Source organism: Chryseobacterium sp. FW101-FHT12H09, assembly GCF_058790395.1.
The window spans coordinates 23,711-33,164 of record NZ_JBYTCP010000006.1 but is presented as its reverse complement, the minus strand read 5'-3'; the positions used below and the strand labels follow the sequence as shown (position 1 = coordinate 33,164).

5 protein-coding genes are annotated in these 9,454 nt (G+C 31.6%); all 5 read right to left on the bottom strand.

Going from position 1 to position 9,454, the window contains the following annotated elements; all coding sequences use genetic code 11:
* Window positions 1-103: 103 nt before the first annotated feature.
* Window positions 104-898 carry an MBL fold metallo-hydrolase gene (locus tag AC3WRL_RS22535; RefSeq protein ID WP_261512969.1) on the bottom strand — a complete coding sequence of 265 codons (795 nt, stop codon included), beginning with the start codon at window positions 896-898 and terminating at the stop codon, window positions 104-106.
* 181 nt (window positions 899-1,079) lie between these two features.
* Window positions 1,080-3,218: a S46 family peptidase gene (locus tag AC3WRL_RS22530; RefSeq protein WP_492331284.1), complete on the bottom strand. Its 2,139-nt coding sequence runs from the start codon at window positions 3,216-3,218 to the stop codon at window positions 1,080-1,082.
* 171 nt (window positions 3,219-3,389) lie between these two features.
* Window positions 3,390-4,037 carry an MgtC/SapB family protein gene (locus AC3WRL_RS22525; protein WP_261512967.1) on the bottom strand — a complete coding sequence of 216 codons (648 nt, stop codon included), beginning with the start codon at window positions 4,035-4,037 and terminating at the stop codon, window positions 3,390-3,392.
* A 114-nt stretch (window positions 4,038-4,151) separates the two neighbouring features.
* Window positions 4,152-6,854, bottom strand: a complete 2,703-nt coding sequence (locus AC3WRL_RS22520) for a DUF7619 domain-containing protein (RefSeq protein ID WP_492331283.1) — start codon at window positions 6,852-6,854, stop codon at window positions 4,152-4,154.
* A 210-nt stretch (window positions 6,855-7,064) separates the two neighbouring features.
* The gene (locus AC3WRL_RS22515) at window positions 7,065-9,362 is read right to left on the bottom strand and encodes a DUF7619 domain-containing protein (RefSeq protein WP_492331282.1); all 2,298 of its coding nucleotides are present in this window, start codon (window positions 9,360-9,362) and stop codon (window positions 7,065-7,067) included.
* Window positions 9,363-9,454: the final 92 nt, after the last annotated feature.

Sequence of the window (9,454 nt, the reverse complement as noted above, 5' to 3'; positions counted from 1 at the left end):
GGCTAAAGCCCACCTTCCATATAAATCAAAGTCCACTCGGCTTTAGCCAAAACTTAAAACTCTGCTGGTAAACTTTCCATTTTACATTTTTAAGTACCATCCATTACTGATATTTGTCAAATGAGTTATTTACAATTTCTTTTGCATTTTTTTCAACATTCTGATAAGAGTAAAAGCCATAAATGGTATCAAAGTTTATTTCTTCAAAGCGTTTTTCAATTCTTTTAATTTCATTTAGCGGAAGTGGGATTCTGTTTGGATAGCTTCTCATCGTTGCAAAATGTTTCATTGATGGAGATAAATACATAGTATCTCCAATTAAAAGAGTTCCGTTTTCGCTCATCCAAGGTATTTCTATGACAGAACTTCCTTCAAAGTGACCACCAATATTATGGAGCCTGAATTCGTCCCATAGCTTGATATTATTGCCATTCCACAATTCTATGAAACTTCCACCATTCACTATCCATTCTTTATCTTTTTCATGAATATAAATTTTGCAACCGAAAGCTTTTGCCCACATTTTCATATTTGAATAGTAATGTGGATGAGAGAATGCAATAACTTTTAGGCCACCATTAATTTTAATGAATTCTATAACCCCTTCATCAAGCAGAGGGATACAGTCCCAAAGTATATTACCACTTTCCGAGATTACAAATAGAGCTCGCTGTCCGATGGAGAATCTAGGTGTAATTAAGAATTCGTATAGCCTGTCGTTGAGCTTTTTTATTTCTACACTATGATTTTCTAATAGCTTTTCGTGATTTGTCCAGGACTGTCCACTTTGAGGCACTGCTTGTCTTTCGTCTTCACAAATGATGCATATATTATTTGTAAGGTCTTCGGGATATTGTGTGCCACATTCTGTACACATTTTAAGATGATTATCATTCATAAAAGAGTTTTTATTAAAGTTACAAACTGCTTTGATCTCATTAGATTAATTTTCTATAGATTTTACCCATGTGTAACAGTTATCCTTAGATTCCAATAGAATGATTTGCAAGTTTATATAAAAACAAAAAAACCTATTTAAGTGATTAAATAGGTTTTAAAATTTATAGTTGTAGAAACAATTATTTTATAATTTTCATCTCATCGATCAGCCATTTGGAATCGGCAAATTTATCAATAATGAATAGAATATATTTAGTGTCAACCATGATATTTCTGCTGAAACGAGGATCATAATTAATGTCACTCATTGTTCCCTCCCATTGTCTGTCAAAATTCAATCCTACCAAATTTCCATAAGCATCTAGAGCAGGGCTTCCGGAATTTCCTCCTGTTGTATGATTGGTAGCTGTAAATCCTACAGGAACATCACCACCTTTATCTTTGTAATTTCCAAAATCTTTTTTGTTATAAAGATCAATTAGTTTTTTTGGAACATCAAATTCATAATCTCCAGGAACATATTTTTCTATAACCCCAGCTAGGTGTGTCTGATAACCATAAGAAACAGCATCTCTAGGACTAGAACCTTTCACTTTACCATACGTTACACGAAGTGTAGAGTTCGCATCAGGAAAGAACTTTCTGTCTTTATCTGTTGTGATCTGCTGCGCCATGAATTTTTTCTGTAAAGCATCAATTTTTGTCTGAATTCCTGTAAACTGAGGATCAGCGGTTTTAGTATAAGTATCTTTTATATTTGAAAATAATTGATAAACAGGGTCTTTTTTAAGCGTTTTGATCAACTTATCCTGATTAGAAAATGCTTTGTCGATATCAGAACTTAGAGAAGCTCCATTTACAGTTGTTCTACCTGTAATAACAGAATTTTTAGAAATTTCTTCTATATTCTGGATATTCTGGGTTTCATTTTTGAACTTATCAAACCCGGAAGGTAGAAATTGTGGTGCTGTTTTGTTTGCATACAATGCTAGCAATTTAGCAGTTACTTTTGCATCAAGTTCAGGACTGTAATCTTTGTAAAATGAAGTTAATTTATTTTTTAAAGCGGTAATTGCCTTTTCATCCATTCTTCCTGCTTCTACAGAAGCAATATAATTAGAATACAAATTAGCTAATGCTAAAGTTTCTGCATTTCTGATCACCTCAGAGTAATATGCATTGTTTAAAGCATAAGGAGCTTGTTCTGTGTACAGTTTATTTAATTGATCTAAAGTTATTTTAATTTCAGGATTTTTAGCAACCAAAGAACCTTCATACATTACTTTTTTCTCAACTGCATTGGACTTTTTAAGACCCTCAGTCTCACCGATCCATTTTTTCCAGTAGTTGGCTACAGATGCATATTTTGATGCATATTTTATGCGTGTTCCGCTATCAGTACGCATTTTCTCGTCCAAGGTTTTTAAAGCAACATCACGAACCGCTATTTTCGCAGGATCAATTTCATTCATGATCTTTTCAACTGCAATAGCTGGAAGATATTCCGTTGTCTTTCCTGGGAAACCGAATACAAATGTGAAATCATTTTCATTTTTATCCTTGATAGAAACCGGAAGATAATGTTTCGGTACATAAGGAACATTGTCTGTTGAATATTCTGCGGGTTTGTTATTCTTATCGGCGTAAATTCTGAACATAGAGAAATCCCCTGTATGTCTCGGCCAAACCCAGTTATCTGTGTCACTTCCGAATTTTCCGATACTTTGTGGTGGTGCACCCACCAAACGAATATCTTTATAGGTCTCTATTGTATAAGCGTAATATTTATTACCGTAATACATAGATTTTACAGAAATAGATTGGTAGTTTTCTATTTTTTGAGCGTTTTTATAAATCTCAATATTGGTGTTGATTTTCTTTGAAAGTTCAGGCTCTGTAAGGTTATCTGTTCCTTCTAAAATCTGATCAGTTGCTTCTTTGATATCTACGATAAAATCTACTGTTACTCCCGGGTTAGGAAGTTCTGTACTCATGTTTTTTGCCCAGAAACCATTAGATAAAAGATCATTTTGTACGGTAGAATGAGCCTGAATCTGCCCGTAACCACAATGATGATTCGTCAGTAGTAGCCCTTTTGGTGAAATGATCTCAGCAGTACAACCACCGTTGAATTGTACAACAGCATCTTTAATACTTGCTTTTTGAGGGTTGAAGATGTCTTTTGCAGAGATTTTCATTCCCAGGTCCTTCATTTCCTTTTCATTCAGCTCCGTGGGGATCCACATTCCTCCGTATTGCTGAGCAAAAGCCATCGCAGCAGGCAAAAGAAATGCAGATAAAAGTATCTTTTTTATCATAATCAAAAATTTTGCTCAATTTACGAAGAAAATTAAAATTATAGGTTACAAAATGTGCTGAAAACACGCGCAGATATAAATAAAAGGGTACTTAATACCTTCTGGTGAAAAATATATTTGTATTGTGATAAAGGTATTTTTGATTGAGATATAGCATAAAGTATTATTACTTTAAAACTGATAAGATATAATTTTGGGGTCATTCATCATTTGCTTGATTAAGAATTCATGATGTTTAGTATTTCCTGTAAGCCTCCATGTTGTTGTTAAACTTCCTTGGGCATATTGTTGCCTCATAATAAGAAACTTTAAATGATTATTTCTGAATAATTCTTCACAATGACTAATATGATCTGAAGCTGAAATAGCTATTTTATATTCTCTGATTTTATGGTTGTTATCAATAAAGTTTTGAAGGTAGCTAAGTGAACTAAGAACCAATAGCACTAAAGCAGTTCCTAATAAAGAAAAGTAAACATATCCAGAACCGATGGCCATTCCTATTGAAGCTGTTGCCCATATCGTTGTGGCTGTCGTAATTCCATCTATTTTGTTATCACCTTTAAAAATAACTCCGGCTCCTAAAAAACCAATACCTGTAATAATATTTGCAGCAATACGGTCGGGATTTTCAACTCCTATTTTTATAGATAAAATAGTGAATAGGCAAGATCCGAAGCATACCAGGATAAAAGTTCGGAGTCCCGCTGATTTATTTCGGTATTCTCTTTCTGCCCCTATAAAAAGCCCAAGCATTACTGAGATGAATATCAATAACAACTCATTTTGTATAGAATAGTGATCTTGTAGAAAATCCATTTGTCTAAAATTAAAACCTTGAATAAAAGTACAATAAATTCTTAAGTGATAACGAAAGCAGATAAAAAAAGACTGTCTATTAAGACAGTCTTAGATTTTTATAATAAGTTTAAATTAATTCTTGATAAACTTCTGCATGATAGATTTATCTTTTGTGAATAATTTGATGATATAATTTCCTTTTGTAAGTTCAGAAGTATTGACCGAATTATCAGTTACACTCATAGAGCTTAAAATTCTTCCTGTAACATCATAGATCTCGGCTTTTACAACTTTCTCTTTTGATTTAATGAATAATACCTCTTTTACAGGATTTGGATAGATGCTGAATTGGGTTTTATCATTATTAATTTCTGTTGTTCCTAAAGTATTCTGAACAGAAGTTGTAGAAGTATTTGTAATGATAGGTGCGTTATAATCAAAATAAATCTTGGCTGTATTGCTGAAACTATCACCAATAATCAAATTAGCTTTTGTTTTGATCTTAAATGAAACATATCCATCATTATTGGCGTCATCAAATGGAAGCTGAATATTTTCAAATATAAATTCTACAACATTTGAATTCACTCTTGTTACAAAATTATGACTTCCATGAAGAGGTATTAAACTTGAAATGTCAAATTTCGTGGCATCAATTTCATCTTTTACCACAATATTATGTGCATTGGCTGTACCGGTATTTTCAAACCTAATTAAATAATGAACGTAATCTCCAACTTTGGCCTGAGTAATAGAAGATCCCTCCAAACAAGTTTTATCATTTGGGTCAAAAGAATTAACCACCGTTTGATTTAAAGTAAATGTATTATCTGCCGGTGTATCATCTGTGGCTGCATTAACCTGTGCAGTGTAATGCAATATATCCCCACCATTTAAAGCAGGTGTTTGTGTCGGTGTATTTAATTTAAAAGTTACTATAATTTCTCTGGTCTCGAAAGGTAAAAGATTGGCGAAATTCCATGATAAAATTCCTGTTGATTGCGAATTGGGAGAAATCGTAGAATTTAGATAATTCATCAGATCATCATTATAATTATAAATTAAAGTTCCTGACTGTGTTGTAGTACCTTTATTTTTATATACGATTCTGTATTTTGTATCAAAACCAGGTGCTGCAGCAATAATAGGGATTATAACTACTTCAAGGTCATTATGAGTCCCATTAGCTGTCACACAAAGATTTTGAATTAATGGACTTGTTTGAGTTGGAAAATTTGCGGTAAAACTTGAAGGCGAGATGTTAAAATAGGTTGGATTTTCAAGAACAGGAATTATTGTTTGAAAACCGGCTTGTACAGGGATTGAATAGTTCCCCGAACTATTAGCAAAGGCATTTCCAGTTAATCCACCACCAATTACCTTAAAATGTTGAAGGGCTTTATTATTATCATTGACATCACATCCATTATTATTTGAATCGTACTTTGTATTTCCTTCAATAGTGTAGAAAGGGCCTCCAGGTGTAAATGAACAATAACTGTTAATAACGGTACTACCGTTGTTACTGTATGCATAATTGAAAAGAGCCATTTCCTCATCATCACAACATATATATGTTAGACTTGGATTTGGAAATAAGTAAGTGGAAGAAATAGGTTGAGATGAGCCGTTTTTGAGAAATATTTTTGTAAGATTAGGATTGTTTGTACACTGTAAATAAGATAATAATTTGTTATTAGTAAAATTAAGCTCTGGTAATAAATTATTTGAGCATTCAATAGTTTGCAACTTAGTAAGTAAACTCAAATCTAAATTTGCTAATTGATTATAACTACATAGTAATGAACTAATTTTTGGTGTACTTGAAAGATTAAGACTTGTTAGATGATTGGAAGTGAGATATAAATTTTGGAGATTTGGTAAATTGTTTAAAGTTAAATTTGAAATATTATTTTCTTTACAATCCAAATGACCCAAGTTATTGAGATTGTTTAGAGAAAGAGATGTTAAATTATTTTTTGATAAAGTAATAGATGCAATGTTATTTACATTACTCATGCTTAAGCTTGCTATATGATTATTGGGCAAATTAATACTTAAAAGAGAGATACAACCATCTAAAATAACATTTTGAAATGAATTATTTGTACCGCTTAAAAGCTCAAGACTAGTAAAATTTGCAAGATTTAAATTAGGTAGGCCAGTATTATTGATGGTGAATTTTTCAATCATTGGCGAAGCGCTAAAGTTTATTTGTGATAAAAGAGGTGCATCAGTAATAGTTACCTCTTCCAGATTGGACATATTACTTCCATTTATATTTTGAAGAACTATACCACTTAATTGCACATTTTTAAGGGCAGGACAACCCTGTAAATTTATTGTCTGAAGATTAAGCCCATCTAAGCTCAAAAAAGTTACATTACTATTATTAGGAGATAAGCTTGTATTATTACTAGAAAGCCATACTGTTTCAAGACTGGTACAAGCTGCAATATTTATTACCGATAACTGAGTTGAACCTACACTTAAATAATTCAAAAATGGTAAATTTAAACTTAAAGAAGCTAAATTGTTATCACTAATAGTAAGTACTTTAAGATTTATAAATGCATTAATTCCAGTAACATCCACAATTGAACCTAAATTATTTTCAATCTTAAGCTTGGCTACAACTAATGCTTCTGACACTTGAATTTCCCCATCATCATTTGCATCAATTTTAAAGCCATTTCCTGAAGCATTTACTGCTATTTCATTAGAATTAGTTGAAGATAAGAGTTTTGCTTTAAAATTCGCATCCGGAATATTCACAATCTGCGCATTAAACACAGAAAATAAAATTAAAGAAATAATGATGTAGATTTTTTTCATGCGGTTTATATTATTGCATTAAATTTTTTCGTTAGTTAAAAACGCACAAAAGTAAGCTATTAAGATGTAATCTCAATGGTTTATTTTTCTCCTTTTGTATTAAATTAATTTATTGGTTTTCAATAAGGTTTTCAAGCTTTTTATTGTCATAATTTGAATAAAAAAGACTGTCTTAATAGACAGTCTTGGCGCTTTATAAATGAGTTTAAATTAATTCTTGATAAACTTCTGCATGATAGATTTATCTTTTGTGAATAATTTGATGATATAATTTCCTTTTGTAAGCTCAGAAGTATTGACCGAATTATCAGTTACACTCATAGAGCTTAAAATTCTTCCCGCTATATCATAAATCTCAGCCTTTATAATATTCTCTTTTGATTTAATGAATAATACCTCTTTTACAGGATTTGGATAGATGCTGAATTGGGTTTTATCATTATTAATTTCTGTTGTTCCTAAAGTATTCTGAACAGAAGTTGTAGAAGTATTGGTAATGATAGGTGCATTATAATCAAAATAGATTTTAGCTGTATTGCTGAAACTATCCCCAATAACCAAATTGGATTTTGTTTTGATCTTAAATGAAACATATCCATCATTATTGGCATCATCAAAAGGAAGTTGAATATTTTCAAATATAAATTCTACAACATTCGAATTTACTCTTGTTACAAAGTTATGACTTCCATGAAGAGATACTAAGCTTGAAATATCAAATTTCGTAGCATCAATTTCATCTTTTACCACAATATTATGTGCATTGGCTGTACCCGTATTTTCAAATCTGATAAGATAATGAACGTAATCTCCAACCTTAGCCTGGGTAATAGAAGTTCCTTCAAGACACGTTTTATCATTCGGATCGAGAGAATTAACTACAGTTTGGTTTAAAGTGAATGTATTATCTACCGGTGTATCATCTGTGGCTGCATTAACCTGTGCAGTGTAATGCAATATATCCCCACCATTTAAAGCAGGTATTTGTGTTGGTGTATTTAATTTAAAAGTTACTATAATTTCTTTGGTCTCGAAAGGCAAAAGATTGGTGAAATTCCATGATAGAATTCCCGTTGATTGTGAATTGGGAGCAATCGTAGAATTTAGATAGTTTATCAGATCGTCATTGAAATTATAAATCAAAGTTCCTGATTGTGTTGTAGTACCTTTATTTTTATAAATGATTTTATATTTTGTATCAAAACCGGGTGCTGCAGCAGTAACAGGGATTATAACTACTTCAAGGTCATTATGAGTCCCATTAGCTGTCATGCAAAAGTTTTGAGTTAATGGACTTGCTTGAGCTGGAAAGTTAGCTGTGACGCTTATAGGTGAAATATTAAAATAGGTTGGATTTTCAAGAACAGGTGTTATTGTATGGGAACCTGCTTGTACAGGAATCGAATAATTTCCAGAGTTGTTTGCTATCACACTACCTGAAGTAGTTCCATTAGTAATGTTGAATTTTTGAAAAGCTTTGCTTATATCATTAATATCACATCCGTTATTATTGCCATCATACTTTGTTTTCCCTAAGATTGTGTAAAATGTTCCCCCTGGAGTATAGGAACAATATGAGTTTACAACACATGAACTTGTAGATGGTAATAGAGCAACTACATTGGAAATTTCATAGTCATCTGCACAAATATAAACAAGATTTGGAGTACTGGAGAAAGTTGAATTATAGTTTTGTGTAAAGTTATTGATTCCATTCTTAATAAATAAAGATTGAAGATTAGGATTCATGTCGCAGGCAAAAGATTGTAGACTTGCATTTTGAGATAGATCAATAGTTGTAAAATGATTGTATGTGCAATTTAAAGATTGAAGATTTGGGAAAGCATTAAAATTAAGTGTTGTAAATTGATTACCTGCAATAACTAAAAATTTTAAATTGGGTGTTTGATTTAAAGGCAATGTTTGAAGATGATTTGATGTTAACGATAGGCTGTTGAGATTAATATTATTGTTAAAATATATATTAGAAAGCTGACATTGCGTCATGCTCACTTCGTACAAGTTTGTTAATCCGGACAGATCAATAGAAGGTATATTACTAAAAAAAATGTCAAGATCATATAATTGAGTACAACCTTGAATGTTTACTGATGATAGTACATAACATCTGCTAATATCTAATTTGTGCAATAAAGGACTATTACCTAGATCAATGGTTTGCAATAACGGGAAGTTATCTATAGAAAGGTTTGTAAGATTAGTGAAGCTTTTTATTCCTACTGTTGAAACAATATTATTAAAAAGACTTGAATAGCTTGGCATTTGATCTATATCTAAATCTAATTTACTGATATTAGCAGCCTCGGACAGCTGAATTTCTCCATCATGATTTGTGTCGATGATTGTATTGTTATCATAAAGGTCTTTGGCCATATACGGATAATCAGAGACCAGTAAGCTTTTAAAATTTGCATCAGGAATATTTACAATCTGTGCTTGAAACACAGTAAACATAATCATACCAATGATTAAGTAGATTTTTTTCATGGATTATTATTAGTTTGTTATTTTTTAGTTTATTAGTAGATGAGCAAAAGTAAGCCATTAAGACTATATCTCAATGGCTTATTTGTTAATTA

Bases quoted from the DNA above. Each gene is read 5' to 3' on its own strand.
- AC3WRL_RS22535 (WP_261512969.1), bottom strand. From the start codon at position 898: ATGAATGATAATCATCTTAAAATGTGTACAGAATGTGGCACACAATAT.
- AC3WRL_RS22530 (WP_492331284.1), bottom strand. From the start codon at position 3,218: ATGATAAAAAAGATACTTTTATCTGCATTTCTTTTGCCTGCTGCGATG.
- AC3WRL_RS22525 (WP_261512967.1), bottom strand. From the start codon at position 4,037: ATGGATTTTCTACAAGATCACTATTCTATACAAAATGAGTTGTTATTG.
- AC3WRL_RS22515 (WP_492331282.1), bottom strand. From the start codon at position 9,362: ATGAAAAAAATCTACTTAATCATTGGTATGATTATGTTTACTGTGTTT.
- AC3WRL_RS22520 (WP_492331283.1), bottom strand. From the start codon at position 6,854: ATGAAAAAAATCTACATCATTATTTCTTTAATTTTATTTTCTGTGTTT.